The sequence below is a fragment of the Stenotrophomonas sp. FR024 genome (assembly GCF_047500745.2).
In the GTDB taxonomy this organism is placed as follows: domain Bacteria; phylum Pseudomonadota; class Gammaproteobacteria; order Xanthomonadales; family Xanthomonadaceae; genus Stenotrophomonas; species Stenotrophomonas maltophilia_A.
Genome location: NZ_JAXAXM020000009.1, coordinates 46,338 through 64,243 on the forward strand (window position 1 = coordinate 46,338; position 17,906 = coordinate 64,243).

Below are 17,906 nucleotides of genomic sequence, written 5' to 3' on the forward strand. Positions count from 1 at the left end.
GAGCAAGCTCGACTCTACCGATCCCACGGCGCGGGTTATTCCGGCTTCTGGTCCAGGAAATACGCCTCGACCTTGCCCTTGACCTTGATGGTCATCGGGTTGCCGCGGCGGTCGCGGGCCTTGCCGGCCTGCACGCGGATCCAGCCTTCGCTGACCGAGTATTCCTCGACGTTGTCGCGCTCGACGTCGTTGAAACGCACGCCAACGCCGCGCTCCAGCGCCTGCGCATCATGGAAGGGGCTGGCCGGGTTGATCGCCAGGTGGTCGGGAGGGGTATCGCTCATCGCTTCATTCACAGTGACGGCCACCAAGGCCGGCTTCAGCGGCACAGGATAAACCGTAGAATGCCGGCCTGCCCCAGAGGAAGTTCCGCCATGCCCGACAACAGCGACTATTTCGACTTCGAGGAAGACATCCACGACTTCGACGAAGACGGCTTCGAGGCGCGGGTCTGGAACCTGCTGGTACTGATCAACCCGGGCGACGAAGAGCTGGCCCTGCAGCAGTTCAACCGCTGGCGCGAGCACCTGGCCGAGGACGGGCAGCCGCTGGAAGCGGACAGCGACTGGCTGCCAGCGCTGTTCACGGCCATTGCCTGGCAGTCCGGTTTCGAGGTGGAACGAGATGACCTGGAATCGCTGCAGTCGGCGGTGAACGAGCTGTCGGCGCGCTTCAACCTGCAGCTGGACTGGGGCGGCGACCTGGACGACGAGGACTTCGCCGAAGACCTGGACGGCGTGCAGCTGATGTCCACCGCATTCGACCGCCTGCGCGAGCACAATTACACGCTGTGGAGCGTGGATGCCGGCAGCGACGGCTTCACCGGCGTGATGGCGCTGACCCGCGACGACGACGCGATGCTGGCGCTGTGCTCGCTGCTGAACGTGGAAATCCGGCTGGGCAGCGACCCGTTCTGAGATTGATCGGTAGCGCCGGGCCATGCCCGGCGCTCCCATCTACGGCCGGTACTGCGCCCTGGCGTTGGCGATCACCGCTTTGACCAGCGCGCGGTCGGTGTGCCTTGAGATCGCCCGCGCACCGAGCGCGATCGCCTGTGCGCGCAGCTCGGAAGTGACATCGTAGTGGGCACCGCTGGCCTTGTTCTGGAAGGCCCGCGGGGGAATGCCGAGCTGCGCCGCCATCGCGTGCAGCTCGGCCAGGGTGTCGGCCATCAGGTGCGCCCAGCGCTGTCCGCGCCAGGGATGCACCGCGTCATCGACGTAGACTGTCACCGCCGCGGCCGGTTCAGGCCTGCGGCTTGCTGTCGCTGTCAGCGGCCGGAGTGGCCTCGGCAGCGGCTTCTTCGGCCACGTCGCCCTCGGCGGCTTCGCCTTCCTCGCCTTCAGCAGCGTCGACGCCTTCGAACTCGGCAACCAGCTTGTCCAGGTACTCGTCGGCGGTCTGCTCGGATTCGGCCGCCAGGGTGTCCAGCAGCTTCTGCAGCAGTTCGGAGTACTCCAGGTTGACCTTGCGGCCTTCCTTCTCCTGCACGTTGGCCAGGTGCTTGAGCATGGCCAGCATCGGCACCGGGTTCTCGGCGTTGCCCATGGTCTGGCCGCCGATGGCCAGCAGCCACTCACGGCCCTGCAGGCCGATGGCCGCGACCACCTGGCCGTCTTCGTTGGTCAGCACGGCATGGTTCTGCACCTGCTGCTGCGCGTTCAGGCGCAGGAACGGGCGCTTGGCCTGCTGCTTCTTGCGCTTGTCGCGCTTGGCCTTGGAGTTCTGGGACATGGGGTGGGGTCACCTGGAAACGGAAAGACCACCATTGTAGCGGGTGCGCCGGGTCATGCCCCTGGTGGGTGCGGACCTTGGTCCGCACGCTTTTCCCGGATGTGCGGACCAAGGTCCGCACCTACCGTTTACTTTGCCGGACCCTGCGCGGCCTGCACGTCCGGGTCGGCGGCGGGGGCCGACAGCCCCACCTGCGGGCCGGCACCGGCCAGGGCGGCTGCTTCGGCGGCCTGGGTCATCACCACGATGCTGATGCGGCGGTTGATCGGATTCTGCGGGTCGGCCTTGTCGAACAGCACCGACGAAGACAGGCCGACCACGCGGGTGATCTTGCTGTCCTCCAGGCCGCCGTCCACCAGTGCGCGCCGTGCGGCGTTGGCACGATCGGCGCTCAGTTCCCAGTTGCCGTAGCCGCGCGCGGCCGAATAGGCGGTGATGTCGGTGTGGCCGGTCAGGCTGATCCGGTTCGGCACGTGGTTCAGGTAGTTGGCCAACTCGTGCAGGATCTGCTGCGTGTACGGCTTCAGCGTGGCGCTGCCGAGGTCGAACATCGGCCGGTTCTGCTTGTCCACGATCTGGATGCGCAGGCCTTCCGGGGTCAGATCCAGCAGCAGCTGGTCCTTGAACGGCTCCAGCGCCTGGCTCTTGCTGATCGCCTCCTGCAGTTCCTTCATCAGCGCTTCCAGCTGCTGCTTGTCGCGCTGCTGCTGGTCCACCGGCTGCGGCACCGCTTCCTTCTGGTTCTGGAAGGGATCGTTGCTGCTGCCCCGCGAGATGTCGGTGGCACCACCGAGCTTGATCATCGAGGTGCTGGCGCCACCCGGGCCGGCCATGCCGGGCGCCGGCGTGGCGTTCTGCCCGCTCAGCGGGCTGGGGTTGCGGAAGTACTCGGAAATGGCCGCACGGTCGTTCTTGTTGGTGGTGGCCATCAGCCACAGCACCAGGAAGAACGCCATCATCGCGGTCACGAAGTCGGCATACGCCACCTTCCACGAACCGCCATGATGGGCGGCGTGGCCGGCCTTCTTGACCCGACGGACGATGACGGTGGGCTTGGTCTCGGCCATGGCTTACTTGACCGTCTTCAGGTGCTGCTCGAAATCGGAGAAGGCCGGGCGCACGTTCGACGGCAGCGTCTTGCGGGCGAATTCCAGCGCGATCTTCGGGTTGTAGCCACGCAGGCAGGCCAGCAGCGCGGTCTTCACCGATTCGTAGATGCGGCTGTCCTGCTCGGCGCGCGCTTCCATCGCTGCCGCCATCGGGCCGACGAAACCGTAGCCCAGCAGGATGCCCAGGAAGGTACCGACCAGCGCGCCGGCCACATGGCCGCCGACCTCGACGATATCCCCGCCGATCGAACCCATGGTGATGACGATGCCGAGCACCGCCGCGACGATGCCGAAACCGGGCAGTCCGTCGGCGACCTTGGTCAGCACCTGCGACGGCGCCATGGCCTCGGCGTGGTGCTTTTCCAGCTCCAGTTCCAGCAGCGGCTCCAGCTCGTGTGGCTCGATGTTGCTGCCGATCATCAGGCGCAGGCAGTCGGTGATGAAGTCGATCAGGTGGTGGTCGGCCTGCACCTTGGGGTAGTTGCCGAACAGCGCGCTTTCGGCCGGGCGCTCGACGTGGTCTTCCAGCGCCATGAAGCCTTCGCGGCGGGCCTTGTTGAGCAGTTCATAGAGCAGGCTGAGGACATCGATGTAGTCCTGCTGCTTGTAGCGCGGGCCCTTGAACACGCCGACCATGGCCTGCAGGGTCTGCTTGACCGTCTTGGCCGGGGTGCCGACCAGGAAGGCGCCGAGCGCGGCGCCACCGATGATGACCAGCTCGTAGGGCTGCCAGAGGGCACCCAGGCGGCCGTGGGCACCGAGATAGCCCCCGATCACGCTGACGATGACGACCAGGAATCCAACGATGATGAGCATGGGGCGACGCAAGGAGAGGGGATATCTCCTTGTCGGCCCGTCGCCCGGTTTTCTGAAGAGGGAATTCTGTGAAATCGGTCAGCGGGGTGTTTCAGCCCGCCACGCCGCTTTCGGCGCCGCCACGCTGCAACGGGTCGGGCCAGGGCTCGCCATTGCCGGTGAACAAAAGTGAGACGGAGTTCAGGCAGTGGCGCTCGTAGGTGGGCGGCGGGCCGTCCGGGAATACGTGGCCCAGATGGCTGCCACAGCGCGCACAGGTGATCTCGGTGCGGACCATGCCGTGGCTGGTATCGCGGATTTCGCGCACGTGTGCCGGGTCGAACGGGGCGAAGAAGCTCGGCCAACCGGTGCCGGAATCGAACTTGGTGCTGGAGCGGAACAGCGGCAGTGCGCACAGCCGGCAGCAGTAGACGCCCTCGCGCTTGTTGTCGAGGAACACGCCGCAGAACGGCGCCTCGGTACCGTGCTGCAGCAGCACGCGGCGCTCTTCACTGCTGAGGCCGGCGATCAGCGCCTCGGTCTGGGTGGCGGTGGGGGGCGTCAGGTCGAAGGCAGTCATGGCGGCGCTCCGTGGGGGTTGATGGCCTGGGGATGGCGGAAAACGTGGGGGTGCCGGCGCGCGCTTGCAAGTGTGATGGCCGTTCATGGCCGGCACACAGGTGCAGGCGCAAGGTAAATGTGATCCACGCCGGAGCGTGACATGAAACCGACCCTTTCCCTGCTGTTGATGGCCCTGTTGCCCCTGGTCGCGCAGGCCCAGGTACCGACGTCGTCGAGCCCGACCGCCACCCGCAGTGCCACCACCGTGGCACCGCAGCCGGTGATGCCGCCGCCGCAGGCCGCTCGCCCGCAGCCGCAGGTCCTGCCGTCGCCGCAGCCGGCGCAGCCGATCAGGTCCACCGGTCCCGCCCAGATCGCGCCCACCCCGGCGCCGAAGCCGGCCGACAAGGTGTACGACCGCAATGGCCGCATCGTCCCCGGGGTACGCCCGGCCGGTCCGAACCGCGTGTTCGATTCGCGTACCGGCCGCTATTACGACAGCGTGCCGGCCGGCGATGGCCAGCAGATCAAGCGCTGATCTCGGGTGCCAAACGAGGTTGGCGGCTACCGCACGCTGTCCGGCCTGAACGCACGAAAACAACCCGCTGCAGATCACTGCTTTTTCGCCTGCGATTAACCGTTCCGGGACCAACGTGACCGTGCGCCGGCATTGCGCCGCCGCATGTCCTTCGTCCACTGGATCGCGATCATGAAAAACCAGCAGAACCGTCATCCCGGCAAGGAACCGCAGGGCCGCAACCCGCAGCAACAACAGCAGCAACAGCAACAGCAACAGCAACAGCAGCAGATGGAGCCGCAGCAGCCGCACAAGGGTGGCAAGCAGCAGGAACAGCGCTCGCAGAAGCATCCGCAGCAGCGCTGACGGACCCGGGGGTCAGAGCCCGCTGCACGGGATCTGGCCCCACTACCGTTCCGGACTCAATCCGGAATCGGCAGGCTCAGCGTTTCCTTCACTTCTTCCATCACGATGTAGCTCTTCGACTCACGCACATGCGGCAGTGTCAGCAGGGTGCTGCCGAGCAGCTTGCGGTAGGAGGCCATCTCGCTGATCCGCGCCTTCAGCAGGTAATCGAAGTCGCCCGAGACCAGATGGCACTCCAGCACGTTGGGCAGCTTCAGGGCGGCGCGCCGGAACTCCTCGAAGATGTCACCGGACTTGTAGGCCAGGCTGATCTCCACGAATACCAGCAGGCTGGCCTTCACCGCCGCCGGGTCCAAGTGGGCGTGGTAGCCGGTGATCACCCCCTCGCGCTCGAGCCGGCGCACGCGCTCGGTACACGGGGTGGTGGACAGGCCGACCCGCTCGCCCAGTTCGGTGAAGGAGATACGGCCCTCGGCCTGCAGGATGCGCAGGATCTTGCGATCGATCTTGTCCAGTTCGCGGGTACGGGTGGCCATGGCCGTCAACCTTGGGGAATGAATTGCAGGGGAACATCCTGCCGGTTGATCGCAAATCAGGCAAATCAACTGGGAATGGCTGTCTATACTTCCCCAATTATGGTCCCGGCACGCTCCAGTGCAGGGAATGATCGGGTTGGAGAAGTCCCATGCGAGTCCTAGTTCTCGGCAGCGGCGTGATCGGCACCACCAGTGCCTGGTACCTGCGACAGGCCGGGTTTGAAGTCACGGTCATCGACCGCCAACCCGGCCCGGCGCTGGAAACCAGCTTTGCCAATGCCGGCCAGCTGTCGTTCGGCTACACCTCGCCGTGGGCCGCCCCGGGCGTGCCGAAGAAGGCCATCGGTTGGCTGTTCGAGAAGCATGCGCCGCTGGCGATCAAGCCGGGCATGGACCTGGCCCAGTACCGCTGGCTGTGGCAGATGCTGCGCAACTGCACCCACGAGCGCTACGCGATCAACAAGGCGCGCATGGTGCGCATGTCCGAGTACAGCCGCGACTGCCTGAACGAGCTGCGCGCGCAGATCGGCATCGAGTTCGAAGGCCGCGACCTGGGCACCACCCAGCTGTTCCGCACCCAGCAGCAGCTGGATGCCTCGGCGCAGGACATCGAGATCCTGGCCCAGTACGGCGTGCCGTACGAGGTACTGGACCGCGCCGGCATCATCCAGGCCGAACCGGCCTTGGCCCATGTCGATGGCTTGGTCGGCGCGCTGCGCCTGCCACGTGACCAGACCGGCGACTGCCAGCTGTTCACCCGCCGCCTGGCGCAGATGTGCGTGGATGCCGGTGTCGAGTTCCGTTTCGACCAGGACATCACCGGCCTGGAATTCGATGGCGACCGCATCACCGGCGTACGCATCGACGGCAAGCTGGAAACCGCCGACCGCTTCGTGGTCGCGCTCGGCAGCTACTCGCCGGCGCTGGTCGCATCGTTGGGCATGCGCCTGCCGGTGTATCCGCTGAAGGGTTACTCGCTGACCTTGCCGATCACCGACCCGGCGATGGCGCCGACCTCGACCATCCTCGATGAGAGCTACAAGGTGGCGGTGACCCGTTTTGACGACCGCATCCGCGTCGGTGGCATGGCCGAAGTGGCCGGCTTCGACCTGTCGCTGTCGCAGCGCCGTCGCGAGACCCTGGAGCTGGTGGTCAGCGATCTCTACCCGAAGGGCGGTGACCTGTCGCGCGCGCAGTTCTGGACCGGCCTGCGCCCGGCCACGCCGGACGGTACGCCGGTGATCGGCGCCACGCCGTTCCGCAACCTGTACCTCAACACTGGGCACGGCACGCTGGGCTGGACCATGGCGTGCGGCTCGGGCCGCTACCTGGCCGACCTGATGAGCGCGCGCCAGCCGCAGATCAGCACCGAAGGCCTGGATATTTTCCGCTACGGCCAGTACGGTCACGCGCCGCAACAAGAGAACCGCACATGCGTCCTGCCCGCGCGCTGATCGATCTGGGCGCCCTGCGCAGCAACTACCGGCTCGCCCGTGAACTGGGCGGTGGCAAGGCCCTGGCGATCATCAAGGCCGATGCCTATGGCCACGGCGCAGTGCGCTGTGCGCAGGCACTGGAAGGCGAGGCCGATGGTTTCGGCGTGGCCACCATCGAAGAGGCGCTGGAACTGCGCCAGGCCGGCATCCGTGCGCCGATCCTGCTGCTGGAAGGCATCTTCGAGCCCAGCGACATGGCGCTGGTGGCCGAACACGATTTCTGGTTCGCGGTGGGCTCGCCGTGGCAGCTGGAAGCCCTGGTCGCGTTCGACAGCCCGCGCCCGCTGACGGTGTGGCTGAAGCTGGACAGCGGCATGCATCGCCTCGGCCTGGACGTGGACAGCTTCCGCGCGGCGCATGCACGCCTGTTGGCGCTGCCGCAGGTCGAACGCATCGTGCTGATGACCCACCTGGCGCGTGCCGACGAACTGGACAGCGAACGCACCCACGAGCAGGCGGCGACGTTCGCGCGGGCCATCGACGGCCTCGATGGCGAGACCAGCGTGTGCAACTCGCCGGCGCTGCTGGGCTGGCCAGATGTACGCAGCGACTGGGTGCGCCCGGGCCTGATGCTGTACGGCGCCAATCCGCTGCCTGACAACACCGCGCTGACCGAGCGCCTGCGCCCGGTGATGACGATGCAGTCGAAGGTGATCGCCGAACGCTGGATCGAGGCCGGTGAGCCGGTGGGCTATGGCGCGCGCTTCGTGGCCAAGGCACGCACCCGCGTGGGCGTGGTCGCGCTCGGCTATGCCGACGGTTATCCGCAGTTTGCCCCGAATGGCACCCCGGCGCTGATCGATGGTCAGCCCGGTGCCCTGATCGGGCGCGTGTCCATGGACATGCTGACCGTGGACCTGACCGCGCACGCGCAGGCCGGCATCGGCAGTGTGGTGGAACTGTGGGGCAGTGCACCGACGCTGTCCGAACTGGCGCCGCGCTGCGGCGTGAGTGCGTACCAGCTGCCCTGCGCGGTCAAGCGCGTGGCGAAGGTCTATCAGGACTGACCGAACGCTGGCCGTGCACGGCTCTGGTAGCGGCCGACCTTGGTCGGCGCTGTGAATGCGTGTCGACCAAGGTCCACACCTACCGGTAGGGACCGGTCGGCGCGCACGGCTCTGGTAGCGGCCGACCTTGGTCGGCGCTCTGAATGCGTGTCGACCAAGGTCGACACCTACCGGTAGGGACTGGTCGGCGTGCTCGGCACTGGTAGCGGCCGACCTTGGTCGGCGCTTTGAATGCGTGTCGACCAAGGTCGACACCTACCGGTGAGTCGCGCCGCCCGGGATCATCGCGCGGCGGTGGCCTGGCTGGCCAGCTGCCGCTTCACCCAGTCATCGATCAGGCGCTTCTCGTAGCGCAGCGGATCACTGTCGCTCTTCAGCCCCAGGTTGTGCAGGTAGCCGGTATCGCTGAGGCGCACATCGCCCTCGCTGACGATACGGCCGCTGGCGTCCTTCAACGTGTACTGCAGGCTGATCCGCGGCGGGTAGATGTCACGCATGATCCGGATGTCGCGGCCACGCGGGCCATGCCACGGCTCGTAGTCACCGGCGCGCTTGATGTCGACCAGGGTCACATCGAGGGTCTGCCCAGGCTGCAGCGGCTTGGCGGCGGTGGTCTGCAGGTAGCGTGCCAGCTGCTGTACCCAGTCGCCACGCTCGGCCTCGAAGCGGTTGGTGCTCTGGCGGATCTCGGTGAATTTGGCCGGGTCCTCCCATTTCACGCTGACCGGGCCATCGGCCTGCAACGCACGTGGCGCGTCCGCATCGGTCACGGTGCGCGGTGCAGCGGCGGCGCCGCCCGCCACCAGGGCGCCTGCCAGCAGGGCAATCGCGAGTGAGCGTTTCATGACGGTCTCCTGCGTCCCCGCGATGGGGACGATGTTGATCACAGATCGAGTGTGATCCTGCGGCCGGGGCGCCGCAATGGCAGATTGCGTCATGCGCAAGAGTGGTTGCCGCCAATTCATCGTCGTCAACCATGACTGACGGCGCTTGACGCTGTGAATACGCCCTTTGGAAGATGCTGTGCCTCCAACCCGGCCTGCACTGACGCCCTTGTCCACACTGCCGCCCCTCGTGGAGCGCCCACCGATGATGGTGCCGGCGCCCGAACCCGACCTGCATCATGGCGTGCTTGAGCGCATCAACGCCGGTTTCTGCGTGATCCAGGTGCTGTTCGAGGGCGATCGTGCGGTCGACTATCGTTTCATCGAGGTCAACGACGCATTCGAGCGCCACACCGGCCTGAAGGATGCGCGTGGCCAGCGCATGACGGCGCTGGAACCGGGCCACGAGGAAGACTGGTTCCGCATCTACGGCGAAGTTGCCCGCAGTGGCCGGCCGGCACAGTTCGAGATGGAAGCGCGTGCGCTGGGCCGCTCGTTCGCGGTGGATGCGGTGCGCGTGGGCCGCCCGGGTGAGGACAAGGTCGGCATCCTGTTCTTCGACATCACCGCGCGCAAGCAGATGGAAGTGGAGCTGGGCGAAAGCGAAGCCCGCTTCAGTGCGCTGGCCGATGGCCTGCCGATGCCGGTGTGGGTGCTCGACGAGCGCGGCCATGCCCGTTTCGTCAACAGCGCTTTCAGTGAGTTCTTCGGCGGCGACGAGACGCGCGTGCCGGAAGATGTCTGGCGTGGCCTGGTGCACCCGGACGATGCGTCGGTGTTCGAGTACGAACTGCAGGAAGCGCTGAAGGCGCAGCGGTCGATGCATGCGCTGGTGCGGGCCCGACGCGCCGATGGCGACTGGCGTTGGTTGGAGATGAACGCGCGTCCGCGCTTCTCGCGGATGGGCCGCTTCATCGGCCTGGCCGGCAGCAGCCCGGACGTGACCGAACGCCGCGAGATCGAACTGGCCCGCGAGGAGCTGCTGCAGTCCGAGCGTGCCGCGCGCAGCGCAGCCGAGAACATGGCGCGGCTGAAGGACGAGTTCCTGGCCACGCTGTCGCATGAACTGCGTACGCCACTGACCACCATCCTCGGTTGGAGCGAACTGCTGCTGCAGCGCGTGGACAACACCAGCCCGCTGTACAAGGGCCTGAACGTGATCGCCAACAGCGCCGGTGCGCAGAAGCGGCTGATCTCGGACATGCTCGACCTCAGCAGCATGCTGCTGGGCAAGGTGCAGCTGGAGGTGGAGATACTGGATCTGCGCGACCTGCTGGGCGAAGCCATCGGCGCGCAGGAGCTGGTCGCCGAAGGCAAGGCGCTGGACGTGAGCCTGCAGCTGCCGGAGCAGCCCAGCCTGGTGCTGGGCGATGCCACCCGCCTGCAGCAGGTGTTGTGGAACCTGCTGTCGAATGCGATCAAGTTCACCCCGGCCGAAGGCCGCATCGATCTGCAGCTGCAGGCCGACGGCAACCACTGGGTGATCACCGTGCGCGACACCGGCGACGGCATCGCGCCCGAATTCCTCAATCATCTGTTCAGCCGCTTCCGCCAGGCCGATGGCACCACCACCCGACGGCATGGCGGCCTCGGCCTGGGTCTGGCAATCGTGCAGCAGCTGGTCGAACTGCATGGCGGTACCGTCGCCGCCGCCAGCGAGGGCCATGGCCACGGCGCCACCTTCACCGTGCGCCTGCCGCAGCACATTCCCGATGCCGAACGGCGGCCGCTGCGCGAAGTGATCAGCGGACCGATCCTGGAGCCGGTGATCGTCGAGCCGTATCCGCTGCGTGGCATGCACGTGCTGGCGGTGGAAGACCAGCCGGAAGTGCTGGAGTACCTGCGGCGCATGCTGGAAGAGCAGGGCGCAAGCGTGTCGGCAGCCAGCTCGGCCGGTGAAGCGCTGGCGCTGCTGGCCGATACCGGGCACCTGCAGTACCACGTGATGCTGACCGACATCGGCATGCCGGGCATGGATGGCTATGGCCTGGTGCGCACGCTGCGCGAGGACATGGGCGTGGATGCGATGACCCTGCCGGCGGTTGCCGTGACCGCGCTGGCACGTGCCGATGACCGGCGCCGAGCGCTGGCGTCGGGCTTCCAGGAACACGTGGCCAAGCCGTACTCGGTGGCACAGCTGGTGGCTGCGGTACGCAAAGTGCAGGTGCCACGCGCGGACAGCGCGCTGCACTGAGCATTCACGGCCGATCGGCGACCCTGCACGCAGGAGGTCGCCGATGTCCCGTACAGCTCCCCGCATCCACACCGATCCGGCGCAGATCGCGCGCCTGGAAGCCCTGCTGCCGCAGCTGGAAGGCGAAACGCAGGTGGAACTGACCCTGCACGATGGTCGCCGACTGCTCGGCACCGTCGCCGTGAAACCGACGGTGCAGCAATACCGCAACGAGGCCGGCGACGAAGGCAGCAACGGCCAGCTGCGCCTGGATGACTACGACACGCCGGTGCAGCAGCACCATGTGTGGCTGGATGAGATCGCCAGCATCCGCAGGTTGCCGCCCAGGGTCTGACGGCAACCTGCCAACCCCATCCACGCATGGCGTGGATCTACTGGAAAGGGCCACGCATGGATGTGCGTGACCTCGTCATCGGCCAGGCCTCATGCCGTCCACGCACAGCGTGGATTTTCCAGAGGTTGCAGTAGAGCCACGCCATGCGTGGCTGTTGGGATCAATGCTCGAACAACGTAGGCGTCGCCTCGAACCGGCGCGCATAGGCGCGTTCTTCCGCCACCCTCGCCACCTCGTCGTCGGCCAGGTCCGGTGCGCCGTACACCGCATAGGCCACGCTTCCGTCGGCACCATGGCCGACCTGGTGCAGCCGGTAGCGCGAGTGGCCACCGCCGGTGTCCTCGGGGTAATGCACGGGCGGATGGCTGCCTTCCAGGTCCATTTCACTGTTGTCGACCACGCCACCGACGAACAAGGCTCGCATGCAGGTTCTCCTGGGTTTCCGGGGGAGCCTCTACCCTGAACGTTTCAATGTTGCTGGCAGATCAAGGCCCCGTTCGGGTTTCGCAAAGCGGCCGCCGGGGCCGGCCCGGCCAAGCCGGTACAATGGACGGCCCTCACGCTTGAAGTACCCGCGCCGATGGCCTCCAGCGACGACGCCCCCCTGCAGACCCTGTTCCTGCCGTTCTCCCAAGGCGCCCTGCGCTGGCCGGAGGGCCCGGTGGCCTTCCTGCGTGCCCGCGACGGCTGGCCGCTGCGCGAAGTGGCCGGCAACCGCGAAGTGCATTGCGAGCAGAGCTTTGCCCCGTTCGCGCAGCCGCTGCAGCAGGCCGCCGGCTGGACCGTCAGCGGCCAGCTGGATGATGTGGCCGGCAAGGGCCGCTACCCGCTGGTGCTGGTGCTGCCGCCGCGCCAGCGCGAGGAGGCCCGTGCCCTGTTCGCGCGCGCGCTGGCGCTGGTCGCCGACGGCGGCCGCATCGTCGCCTGCCAGTCCAACAACGAAGGTGCACGTTCGGGCGAGGGTGACCTCAAGCAACTGACCGGCCTCGGCGGCAGCCTGACCAAGAACCACTGTCGCGTGTACTGGACCGCCCCGATGCAGGGCCAGCACGACGCCGACCTGGCCAAGCGCTGGTCGGCACTGGATGCGGTGCGGCCGATCGTCGGCGGCCGTTTCCTCAGCCGCCCGGGCGTGTTCGCCTGGGATCGCATCGACCCGGCGTCGGCGCTGTTGGCCGAGCACCTGCCGGCCGACCTGGCCGGGCGTGCCGCCGACCTCGGCGCGGGCTATGGCTACCTGTCGCGCGAGCTGCTGGAACGCTGCCCGAAGATCACCGCGCTGGATCTGTACGAAGCCGAGCAGCGTGCGTTGGCCCTGGCCGAACTGAACCTGGCGCCGCCGCCGCGCGCGCTGCCGCTGCGCTTCCTGTGGCAGGACGTCACCGCGGGTATCGAACCGGGCTACGACGTCATCATCAGCAACCCGCCGTTCCACACGCCGTCGCGCGCCGATCGCCCGGACATCGGCCAGCGCTTCATCGCCGTGGCCGCGCAGGCGCTGCGCCCGGGCGGACGCCTGTACGTGGTGGCCAACCGCCACCTGCCGTACGAGTACACGCTCAACGAGAGCTTTGGCGCGGTGCGCGTGATCGCCGAGCGTGATGGCTTCAAGCTGGTGGAAGCGGTGAAGGGGAAGGGCAAGTGAAGCTGGTCAAGCTCATCGCCAACCTGGGCTATGGCAGCCGCAAGCAGGTGCAGTGGATGTTCCGCGAAGGCCGCGTCACCGACGCCGACGGCGAGGTGCTGTATGCCGACGACCAGGTGCCGCACGAGGCGATCCGGGTCGACGGCGAGCCGCTGGACCCGCCGGTGGGGCTGTCGATCGCGCTGCACAAGCCGGCCGGCTACACCTGTTCGACCAAGGACACCGGCCGCTTGATCTACGACCTGCTGCCGCCGCGCTTCCGTGACCGCGATCCGGTGCTGTCCACCGTGGGCCGCCTCGACCGCGAGACCAGCGGCCTGCTGCTGCTGACCGAGGATGGTGGCCTGCTGCACCGGATCATCTCGCCGAAGTCGAAGCTGCCCAAGGTCTACGAAGTGGAACTGAGCGACGACCTGCGCGGCGACGAAGTGGCGTTGTTCGCCAGCGGTACGCTGATGCTGGAGTCCGAGAAGACCCCCCTGCTGCCGGCTGAACTGGAAGTGCTGGATGCGCGTCGCGCACGCCTGGTACTGCATGAAGGCCGCTACCATCAGGTACGCCGCATGTTCGCCGCCACCGGCAACCACGTGCAGACCCTGCACCGCAGCCGCGTCGGCGGGCTGGACCTGCAGGGACTGGACGAGGGGCAATGGCGGCAGCTCACCTCCACCGATCTGGATACGCTGTTCGCTCCATGACCACCATCGCTGCGCTGCCGTTCCTGCCCGACGCCGTCATCTTTGACATGGACGGCCTGATGATCGACAGCGAGCGGGTCTCGCTGGCCTGCTGGAGCGAGGCCGCCGACGAGTTCGGACTGGGCCTGGACGAGGCGGTGTTCCTGCGCATGGTCGGCCTCGGTGACCGTGACACGCACGCGCTGCTGCGTGCGCAGGGCATCGAGGACAGCGTGATCGAAGCGGTGGCCGCACGCTGCCATGAGCTGTACGAAGCACGCACACAGACCGGCCTGCCGCTGCGTCCGGGCATTCTGGAGCTGCTGGAGCTGCTGAAAGCGCACGCGGTACCGCGCGCGGTGGCAACCACCACGCGGCAGCCGCGGGCCAACCGCAAGCTGGCCGCTGCCGGCCTGCTGCCGTATTTCGATGCCGTGATCACCAGTGGTGATGTGGCGCGGCCGAAGCCGGCGCCGGATATCTACCTGCTGGCCGCGCAGCGGCTGGGCCAGGTGCCCGAGCGCTGCCTGGCGCTGGAAGACTCACCGGCCGGCACGCGTGCAGCGCTGGCTGCCGGCATGACCGTGATCCAGGTGCCGGACCTGGTGCATCCGGATGAAGAGCTGCGCGCACTGGGTCACCGCATCGTCGGCTCGCTGGTGGACGCGCACGCGCTGCTGCTGCCGCTGCTGCCGAGGTAACGGTGGGCGCCGACCGTGGGTCGGCACACCCAATGCCCCGGCAGGTGCCAACCTTGGTTGGCACGCCCAAACGCCCTGGTAGGTGCCGACTTTGGTTGGCACGCCCAAACGCCCCGGTAGGTGCCAACCTTGGTTGGCACGCTTTTCAATGCAGTCGAGCAAGCTCGACTCTACGGGTGCCGACCGTTGGTCGGCACACCTGCCCCATCACACCCGCCCGAACACCAGTGCAGCGTTGGTGCCACCGAAGCCAAAGCTGTTGGACATCACCGTATCCAGCTTCTGCTCGCGGCTCTCGCGCAGGATCGGGAAGCTTTCCACCTTCGGGTCCAGTTCGCCGATGTTGGCCGAACCGGCAACGAAGCCATCGCGCATCATCAGCAGGCAGTAGATCGCCTCATGCACGCTGGCCGCACCCAGCGAATGGCCGGACAGCGCCTTGGTCGAGGACAGCGGTGGCACCGCATCGCCGAACACTTCGCGGATCGCGTTGAGCTCGGTGACGTCGCCCAGCGGCGTGGAAGTGCCGTGGGTGTTGAGATAGTCCAGCGGACGATCGACGTCCTGCAGCGCCATCTTCATGCAGCGCACCGCGCCTTCACCGGACGGCGCGACCATGTCGGCGCCATCGGACGTCACGCCATAGCCGATCAGCTCGGCATGGATGTGCGCACCGCGCGCAACCGCGTGGTCGTAGTCCTCCAGCACCAGCATGCCGCCGCCACCGGCGATGACGAAGCCGTCGCGGTCCTTGTCGTATGGACGCGAGGCGCTGGCCGGGGTCTCGTTGAAGCTGGTCGACAGCGCACCCATCGCATCGAACATCACGCTCATCGACCAGTGCAGGTCTTCACCGCCACCGGCGAACATGATGTCCTGCGCGCCATGGCGGATCATGTCCGCGGCGGCGCCGATGCAGTGCGCCGAGGTCGCGCAGGCGGCCGACAGCGAGTAGCTGACACCCTTGATCTGGTAGGCCGTGGCCAGGCAGGCCGAGACCGTCGAGCACATCGTGCGCGGCACCATGTACGGGCCGACCTTGCGCACACCGCGTTCGCGCAGCAGGTCGACTGCGCCGATCTGCCATTCGCTGGAGCCGCCGCCGGAACCGGCGATCAGGCCGGTGCGCAGGTTGCTGACCTGCTCGGGGCTGAGCCCGGCATCGGCGATCGCATCGCGCATGGACAGGTAGGCGAAGGCCGCCGCATCGCTCATGAAGCGCTTCTGCTTGCGGTCGATCAGCGCCTCCAGGTCGAGGTCGACGCGACCGCCTACCTGGCTGCGCAGGCCCGCTTCGGCGTGGTCGGCCAGGGCGGTGATGCCCGAGCGCCCTTCGCGCAGCGCAGCCGAAACGGTATCCAGATCATTGCCGAGGCAGGACGTGATGCCCATGCCGGTGATGACGACGCGACGCATCAGAAGCTCCCGGTTTCAGTGAACAGGCCGACGCGCAGGTCGCGCGCGCTGTAGATTTCGCGGTCATCCACGTACATGCGGGCGTCCGACTGGGCCATCACCAGCTTGCGGTTGATGACACGGCTGATGTCGATCTCGTAGCGCACCAGTTTGGCCTCCGGCAGTACCTGGCCGGTGAACTTCACCTCGCCGCAGCCCAGTGCGCGGCCCTTGCCGGGGGCGCCCAGCCAGGTCAGGAAGAAGCCGGTCAGCTGCCACATGGCATCCAGGCCGAGGCAGCCGGGCATCACCGGGTCGCCGGTGAAGTGGCAGCCGAAGAACCACAGGTCCGGGCGGATATCCAGTTCGGCGCGTACCATGCCCTTGCCATGCGGTCCGCCGTCCTCGCGGATGTCGGTGATGCGGTCGAACATCAGCATCGGATCGTTGGGCAAACGGCCGGCGGCGGTGCCGAACAGTTCACCGCGTGCGCTGGCCAGCAGCTGTTCGCGGTTGAACGCGTGGAGACGGGTCATGAAGCACAATCCTGGAAGCGGGGAAACAGGGAAACAAGCGCTCGAGGATGCCCGTGGAAACTGCGCCGATCAAACATTTCAACCGTACGCAACCGTAGTGTTTTCAAGGGAATACGCGCATCCTGTTGATGTGCAACGACCATACTTCGGCGTGTGGCCCACCCGGCCCGGCCCCGCCTTTCCCACCTGACATGACCCGACTGCGCAAGATCATCCACGTTGACATGGACGCGTTCTACGCGTCGGTGGAGCAGCGCGACGATCCGTCACTGCGCGGCAAGCCGGTGGTCGTGGCATGGCGGGGTGCCCGCTCGGTGGTGTGTGCGGCGTCCTACGAGGCGCGCGTGTTCGGCGTGCGTTCGGCGATGCCCGCCGTGCGTGCCGAGCGCCTGTGCCCGGACGCGATCTTCGTGCCGCCGGACTTCGCGCGTTACAAGGCGGTGTCACAGCAGGTACGCGCGATCTTCCTGCGCCATACCGACCTGGTCGAGCCGCTGTCGCTGGACGAGGCCTATCTGGACGTGACCGAGCCGAAGAGTGGCATTGAACTGGCCACCGACATCGCCCGCACCATCCGCGCGCAGATCCGCGAGGAAACGAACCTGACTGCTTCAGCCGGGATCGCGCCGAACAAGTTCCTGGCCAAGATCGCCTCGGACTGGCGCAAGCCCGACGGCCAGTTCGTGATTCCACCGCAGCGGGTGGACGCCTTCCTGCTGCCACTGCCGGTGAACCGCGTGCCCGGCGTCGGCAAGGTGATGGAAGGCAAGCTGGCCGCGCGCGGCATCGTCACCTGCGGCGACCTGCGGCAGTGGGCACTGATCGACCTGGAAGAGGCGTTCGGCAGTTTCGGCCGCAGCCTGTACAACCGCGCACGCGGCATCGACGAGCGGCCGGTGGAGCCGGACCAACAGGTGCAGTCGATTTCCTCCGAAGACACCTTCGCCGAAGACCTGCCGTTGGAAGACCTGGGGGAGGCGATCGTGCAGTTGGCAGAGAAAACCTGGAATGCCACGCGCAAGACCGAACGCGTCGGCCACACCGTGGTGCTGAAACTGAAGACCGCGCAGTTCCGCATCCTCACCCGCAGCTTCACCCCGGAGCGCCCGCCGGAATCGATGGAAGAACTGCGCGACATCGCCCTGGCCCTGCGCGCCCGCGTCGACCTGCCGGCGGAGACCCGCTACCGGCTGGTGGGTGTCGGACTCGGTGGCTTCCGCGAAAAGGAGCCGGTGGTGCAGGGGGAACTGTTCGAGCACGGGCCGAACGAGTCCCCACGTAGCTGATCTTCGTGTCGACCAAGGTCGACACCTACCAAGAGCAGGTCATGCCATCCAGACAGGTTGCGGAGACATGCCATCCAGGCAGATCGCAGAGAACTGTCGAAGGCGGGGTGGGTCCGGTTGCGGGGGCGTGAGC

General features: G+C 67.1%; 22 protein-coding genes. 11 read left to right on the forward strand and 11 right to left on the reverse strand.

What is annotated here, in order from left to right; translation table 11 throughout:
* Window positions 1–35: 35 nt before the first annotated feature.
* Entirely contained in the window at window positions 36–284 is a 249-nt protein-coding gene (locus ACMZ91_RS11655) for a DUF3297 family protein (protein ID WP_032128750.1), read from the reverse strand.
* 90 nt (window positions 285–374) lie between these two features.
* Here ACMZ91_RS11655 and ACMZ91_RS11660 point away from each other — a divergent pair, with 90 nt between their 5' ends.
* Window positions 375–917 (forward strand): DUF6630 family protein, encoded by a 543-nt coding sequence (locus ACMZ91_RS11660; RefSeq protein ID WP_005407911.1) that lies wholly within the window; start codon window positions 375–377, stop codon window positions 915–917.
* A gap of 39 nt (window positions 918–956) precedes the next feature.
* Here the strand turns inward: ACMZ91_RS11660 and ACMZ91_RS11665 are convergent, their stop codons facing one another.
* From ACMZ91_RS11665 to msrB, 5 genes are all read right to left on the reverse strand, one after another.
* On the reverse strand, window positions 957–1,232 hold the full coding sequence (locus ACMZ91_RS11665; RefSeq protein ID WP_049463469.1) for a DUF4031 domain-containing protein: 276 nt from the start codon (window positions 1,230–1,232) through the stop codon (window positions 957–959).
* A gap of 13 nt (window positions 1,233–1,245) precedes the next feature.
* Window positions 1,246–1,734, reverse strand: coding sequence for a hypothetical protein (locus ACMZ91_RS11670; RefSeq protein ID WP_049463467.1), 489 nt, complete (start codon window positions 1,732–1,734; stop codon window positions 1,246–1,248).
* Between the two features lie 128 nt (window positions 1,735–1,862).
* Window positions 1,863–2,801: a flagellar motor protein MotB gene (gene motB / locus ACMZ91_RS11675; protein WP_049398339.1), complete on the reverse strand. Its 939-nt coding sequence runs from the start codon at window positions 2,799–2,801 to the stop codon at window positions 1,863–1,865.
* A gap of 3 nt (window positions 2,802–2,804) precedes the next feature.
* Entirely contained in the window at window positions 2,805–3,659 is an 855-nt protein-coding gene (motA, locus tag ACMZ91_RS11680; RefSeq protein ID WP_032128746.1) for a flagellar motor stator protein MotA, read from the reverse strand.
* 91 nt (window positions 3,660–3,750) lie between these two features.
* The gene (msrB, locus tag ACMZ91_RS11685) at window positions 3,751–4,218 is read right to left on the reverse strand and encodes a peptide-methionine (R)-S-oxide reductase MsrB (RefSeq protein ID WP_049463465.1); all 468 of its coding nucleotides are present in this window, start codon (window positions 4,216–4,218) and stop codon (window positions 3,751–3,753) included.
* Window positions 4,219–4,359: 141 nt separating this feature from the next.
* Between msrB and ACMZ91_RS11690 the strand changes: the two genes are divergently transcribed.
* Window positions 4,360–4,737, forward strand: a complete 378-nt coding sequence (locus tag ACMZ91_RS11690; RefSeq protein ID WP_049398340.1) for a hypothetical protein — start codon at window positions 4,360–4,362, stop codon at window positions 4,735–4,737.
* Window positions 4,738–4,881: 144 nt separating this feature from the next.
* A complete protein-coding gene (locus tag ACMZ91_RS11695) occupies window positions 4,882–5,082 on the forward strand; it encodes a hypothetical protein (RefSeq protein ID WP_049463463.1) in 201 nt (66 codons plus the stop codon).
* A gap of 56 nt (window positions 5,083–5,138) precedes the next feature.
* Here ACMZ91_RS11695 and ACMZ91_RS11700 read toward each other — a convergent pair whose 3' ends face one another.
* Entirely contained in the window at window positions 5,139–5,618 is a 480-nt protein-coding gene (locus ACMZ91_RS11700; RefSeq protein WP_005407919.1) for an Lrp/AsnC ligand binding domain-containing protein, read from the reverse strand.
* A gap of 149 nt (window positions 5,619–5,767) precedes the next feature.
* Here ACMZ91_RS11700 and ACMZ91_RS11705 point away from each other — a divergent pair, with 149 nt between their 5' ends.
* Entirely contained in the window at window positions 5,768–7,072 is a 1,305-nt protein-coding gene (locus ACMZ91_RS11705) for a D-amino acid dehydrogenase (protein ID WP_032128742.1), read from the forward strand.
* Entirely contained in the window at window positions 7,051–8,121 is a 1,071-nt protein-coding gene (alr, locus tag ACMZ91_RS11710) for an alanine racemase (protein WP_049463462.1), read from the forward strand. Before ACMZ91_RS11705 ends, alr begins: the two co-directional genes overlap by 22 nt.
* Window positions 8,122–8,402: 281 nt before the next feature.
* On the opposite strand, the gene ACMZ91_RS11715 is transcribed toward alr, so the two are convergent.
* Window positions 8,403–8,966 (reverse strand): DUF3016 domain-containing protein, encoded by a 564-nt coding sequence (locus ACMZ91_RS11715; protein ID WP_049463461.1) that lies wholly within the window; start codon window positions 8,964–8,966, stop codon window positions 8,403–8,405.
* Window positions 8,967–9,210: 244 nt separating this feature from the next.
* On the opposite strand from ACMZ91_RS11715, the gene ACMZ91_RS11720 reads away from it, so the two are divergent.
* Window positions 9,211–11,199, forward strand: a complete 1,989-nt coding sequence (locus tag ACMZ91_RS11720; RefSeq protein WP_032128739.1) for a hybrid sensor histidine kinase/response regulator — start codon at window positions 9,211–9,213, stop codon at window positions 11,197–11,199.
* 43 nt (window positions 11,200–11,242) lie between these two features.
* Window positions 11,243–11,533: a DUF3247 family protein gene (locus ACMZ91_RS11725; protein WP_049463459.1), complete on the forward strand. Its 291-nt coding sequence runs from the start codon at window positions 11,243–11,245 to the stop codon at window positions 11,531–11,533.
* Between the two features lie 160 nt (window positions 11,534–11,693).
* Here the strand turns inward: ACMZ91_RS11725 and ACMZ91_RS11730 are convergent, their stop codons facing one another.
* Window positions 11,694–11,957 carry a hypothetical protein gene (locus tag ACMZ91_RS11730; protein ID WP_005407925.1) on the reverse strand — a complete coding sequence of 88 codons (264 nt, stop codon included), beginning with the start codon at window positions 11,955–11,957 and terminating at the stop codon, window positions 11,694–11,696.
* Window positions 11,958–12,113: 156 nt separating this feature from the next.
* On the opposite strand from ACMZ91_RS11730, the gene ACMZ91_RS11735 reads away from it, so the two are divergent.
* Genes ACMZ91_RS11735 through ACMZ91_RS11745 form a run of 3 tightly spaced genes read left to right on the forward strand, consistent with a single transcriptional unit; the run spans window position 12,114 to window position 14,556 of the window.
* Window positions 12,114–13,178 (forward strand): class I SAM-dependent methyltransferase, encoded by a 1,065-nt coding sequence (locus ACMZ91_RS11735; protein WP_032128737.1) that lies wholly within the window; start codon window positions 12,114–12,116, stop codon window positions 13,176–13,178.
* A complete protein-coding gene (locus ACMZ91_RS11740; RefSeq protein ID WP_049463458.1) occupies window positions 13,175–13,876 on the forward strand; it encodes a pseudouridine synthase in 702 nt (233 codons plus the stop codon). The genes ACMZ91_RS11735 and ACMZ91_RS11740 overlap by 4 nt, the downstream gene beginning before the upstream one ends.
* Entirely contained in the window at window positions 13,873–14,556 is a 684-nt protein-coding gene (locus ACMZ91_RS11745; protein WP_049463457.1) for an HAD family hydrolase, read from the forward strand. The genes ACMZ91_RS11740 and ACMZ91_RS11745 overlap by 4 nt, the downstream gene beginning before the upstream one ends.
* A 207-nt stretch (window positions 14,557–14,763) precedes the next feature.
* Here the strand turns inward: ACMZ91_RS11745 and fabB are convergent, their stop codons facing one another.
* Together fabB and fabA are read right to left on the reverse strand one after the other, a co-directional pair.
* A complete protein-coding gene (gene fabB, locus ACMZ91_RS11750) occupies window positions 14,764–15,972 on the reverse strand; it encodes a beta-ketoacyl-ACP synthase I (RefSeq protein WP_049424825.1) in 1,209 nt (402 codons plus the stop codon).
* Entirely contained in the window at window positions 15,972–16,487 is a 516-nt protein-coding gene (gene fabA, locus ACMZ91_RS11755; protein ID WP_049463456.1) for a 3-hydroxyacyl-[acyl-carrier-protein] dehydratase FabA, read from the reverse strand. Before fabA ends, fabB begins: the two co-directional genes overlap by 1 nt.
* A gap of 191 nt (window positions 16,488–16,678) precedes the next feature.
* On the opposite strand from fabA, the gene dinB reads away from it, so the two are divergent.
* Entirely contained in the window at window positions 16,679–17,773 is a 1,095-nt protein-coding gene (gene dinB / locus ACMZ91_RS11760) for a DNA polymerase IV (protein WP_049463455.1), read from the forward strand.
* Window positions 17,774–17,906 lie beyond the last annotated feature (133 nt).

Excerpts from the sequence above, each read along its gene's own strand:
- ACMZ91_RS11655 (WP_032128750.1), bottom strand. The coding sequence starts at position 284 with ATGAGCGATACCCCTCCCGACCACCTGGCGATCAACCCGGCCAGCCCC.
- ACMZ91_RS11660 (WP_005407911.1), top strand. The coding sequence starts at position 375 with ATGCCCGACAACAGCGACTATTTCGACTTCGAGGAAGACATCCACGAC.
- ACMZ91_RS11670 (WP_049463467.1), bottom strand. The coding sequence starts at position 1,734 with ATGTCCCAGAACTCCAAGGCCAAGCGCGACAAGCGCAAGAAGCAGCAG.
- motB (WP_049398339.1), bottom strand. The coding sequence starts at position 2,801 with ATGGCCGAGACCAAGCCCACCGTCATCGTCCGTCGGGTCAAGAAGGCC.
- motA (WP_032128746.1), bottom strand. The coding sequence starts at position 3,659 with ATGCTCATCATCGTTGGATTCCTGGTCGTCATCGTCAGCGTGATCGGG.
- msrB (WP_049463465.1), bottom strand. The coding sequence starts at position 4,218 with ATGACTGCCTTCGACCTGACGCCCCCCACCGCCACCCAGACCGAGGCG.
- ACMZ91_RS11690 (WP_049398340.1), top strand. The coding sequence starts at position 4,360 with ATGAAACCGACCCTTTCCCTGCTGTTGATGGCCCTGTTGCCCCTGGTC.
- ACMZ91_RS11695 (WP_049463463.1), top strand. The coding sequence starts at position 4,882 with ATGTCCTTCGTCCACTGGATCGCGATCATGAAAAACCAGCAGAACCGT.
- ACMZ91_RS11700 (WP_005407919.1), bottom strand. The coding sequence starts at position 5,618 with ATGGCCACCCGTACCCGCGAACTGGACAAGATCGATCGCAAGATCCTG.
- ACMZ91_RS11705 (WP_032128742.1), top strand. The coding sequence starts at position 5,768 with ATGCGAGTCCTAGTTCTCGGCAGCGGCGTGATCGGCACCACCAGTGCC.
- alr (WP_049463462.1), top strand. The coding sequence starts at position 7,051 with ATGCGTCCTGCCCGCGCGCTGATCGATCTGGGCGCCCTGCGCAGCAAC.
- ACMZ91_RS11715 (WP_049463461.1), bottom strand. The coding sequence starts at position 8,966 with ATGAAACGCTCACTCGCGATTGCCCTGCTGGCAGGCGCCCTGGTGGCG.
- ACMZ91_RS11720 (WP_032128739.1), top strand. The coding sequence starts at position 9,211 with ATGATGGTGCCGGCGCCCGAACCCGACCTGCATCATGGCGTGCTTGAG.
- ACMZ91_RS11725 (WP_049463459.1), top strand. The coding sequence starts at position 11,243 with ATGTCCCGTACAGCTCCCCGCATCCACACCGATCCGGCGCAGATCGCG.
- ACMZ91_RS11730 (WP_005407925.1), bottom strand. The coding sequence starts at position 11,957 with ATGCGAGCCTTGTTCGTCGGTGGCGTGGTCGACAACAGTGAAATGGAC.
- ACMZ91_RS11735 (WP_032128737.1), top strand. The coding sequence starts at position 12,114 with ATGGCCTCCAGCGACGACGCCCCCCTGCAGACCCTGTTCCTGCCGTTC.
- ACMZ91_RS11745 (WP_049463457.1), top strand. The coding sequence starts at position 13,873 with ATGACCACCATCGCTGCGCTGCCGTTCCTGCCCGACGCCGTCATCTTT.
- fabB (WP_049424825.1), bottom strand. The coding sequence starts at position 15,972 with ATGCGTCGCGTCGTCATCACCGGCATGGGCATCACGTCCTGCCTCGGC.
- fabA (WP_049463456.1), bottom strand. The coding sequence starts at position 16,487 with ATGACCCGTCTCCACGCGTTCAACCGCGAACAGCTGCTGGCCAGCGCA.
- dinB (WP_049463455.1), top strand. The coding sequence starts at position 16,679 with ATGACCCGACTGCGCAAGATCATCCACGTTGACATGGACGCGTTCTAC.